The sequence below is a fragment of the Brasilonema sennae CENA114 genome (genome assembly GCF_006968745.1).
GTDB lineage: Bacteria > Cyanobacteriota > Cyanobacteriia > Cyanobacteriales > Nostocaceae > Brasilonema > Brasilonema sennae.
Genome location: NZ_CP030118.1, coordinates 7092266 through 7093742, shown reverse-complemented (window position 1 = coordinate 7093742; position 1477 = coordinate 7092266). Strand labels below are relative to the sequence as shown.

Genomic DNA, 1477 nt, shown 5'->3' with positions numbered 1-1477 from the left:
ACAATGGCTAAACCTTTTCAGTGGACATATAAGGGTAAAGTGTTAGCTGTCTAATACTTGGTTTATTTACGCCGTGCTGTACTAGTAACTCCTCTAAGCGGACATAGCAATTCGTTTCCTGCACAGAAAAGTTATTTTCTTCTAAGATTTTCGGCGAGTTTCCTGGTTTTCTTTGGGTAATGCCCCATTCTAAGTTGTAAAATGCTTCAGCCTTATCCTGATGGAAATCAACCCTAGTTCTGCTTCGGAGATAGATGGGAAGTTGCGGCTCTTGCAGGACATTTGGCAGAATAACAGGGATAACAGGACGCTTTAGTTCAATAAATTCCCAGATGAAAGACTCTATTTCCTCTTTCTGCCAGGGACTTGATTTACTACCAATAAAAATGGCTACTGAGTGGATCTGCGCTATTTGAGCAGCCAGTAATTCTTGCCACGATCTGCCTGGAGGCACTTCCCACAGATTCAGCCAAGGTCTAATTTGCCGTTGTCTTAACTGCTCCGCAATCTGCTGGACTTCGCTTCTGTCTTCGTCGTCATAGCACAGCAGAACATCGAAGTTTCCGGCAGTTTTTGGTGAGCTTTTTGGTTGCTCCTGGGTAATGCCTGACACTAGTTTATCTAGTACTCCTACATCATCTATGCCGCTAGCAAAACTTAGGCAATTGAACTGCTGGAGAAAGAGCAAATCCCCTGGAATGCCCTCTACTCCTGGTAGCAAAACGGGAATTACAGGAATATCTGCATCTACACATTGGCTAATAAGTATCCGCAGTTCCATAACCTGCCACTTTCCCAGCCCTTGTGAACCGATGAAGATAGCAGCAGATTTGACATTGGAAATCGCCTGTTGAATCACATCCTGAAATGGGCGTCCTGGCAAAATTTGCTCTTCATCTATCCATACTTTTAAACCACGCCTTTTAAGTTCAGATGCAATGGCTTTAACTTGAGGCTTATCCTGACTATTGTGAGCCAAAAAAACATCGAATTCTGGCTGATTTACCATCTAAAGATTCCTCCTACTATTCATTAACTTCAGGTATGCCATTGATTAATTGGGTTATCGGTTCAGGATCTTGCTGACGAAAATCAACCCTAGTTCGGCGTCGGAGGTAGATGGGAAGTTGCGGCTCTTGCACGACATTGGGCAGAATAACAGGAATAACAGGACGTTTTTGTTCAATAAATTCCCATATAAAAGGCTCTATTTGCTCTTGTTGCCAAGGTCCTCCACTTCTGCCTATAAAAACTGCTACTGAGTTTATTTTGGCTATCTGAGTTTCCAGTAATTGTTGCCAGGAAGTGCCAGCAAAGGCTTCCCATATATCAAGCCAAGGTCGAATCTGCCTTTCCTTGAGTTGTTCGGCAATTTGCTTTACTTGGTTGCGGTCTTCGTCGTGATAGCACAAGAGAACATCGAAGCGTCCAGAAGTTTTTGGTAAGCTTTTTACCTGTTTTTGCCTAATGCCCGACT

General features: G+C 43.3%; 2 protein-coding genes. Both read right to left on the bottom strand.

Going from position 1 to position 1477, the window contains the following annotated elements; all coding sequences use genetic code 11:
• Positions 1-7: 7 nt before the first annotated feature.
• Positions 8-1009 carry a toll/interleukin-1 receptor domain-containing protein gene (locus DP114_RS29515; protein ID WP_171977809.1) on the bottom strand — a complete coding sequence of 334 codons (1002 nt, stop codon included), beginning with the start codon at positions 1007-1009 and terminating at the stop codon, positions 8-10.
• A 16-nt stretch (positions 1010-1025) separates the two neighbouring features.
• A partial coding sequence (locus DP114_RS29510) for a toll/interleukin-1 receptor domain-containing protein (protein WP_172195333.1) occupies positions 1026-1477 on the bottom strand: 452 nt, incomplete at its 5' end.

Bases quoted from the DNA above. Each gene is read 5' to 3' on its own strand.
- DP114_RS29515 (WP_171977809.1), bottom strand. From the start codon at position 1,009: ATGGTAAATCAGCCAGAATTCGATGTTTTTTTGGCTCACAATAGTCAG.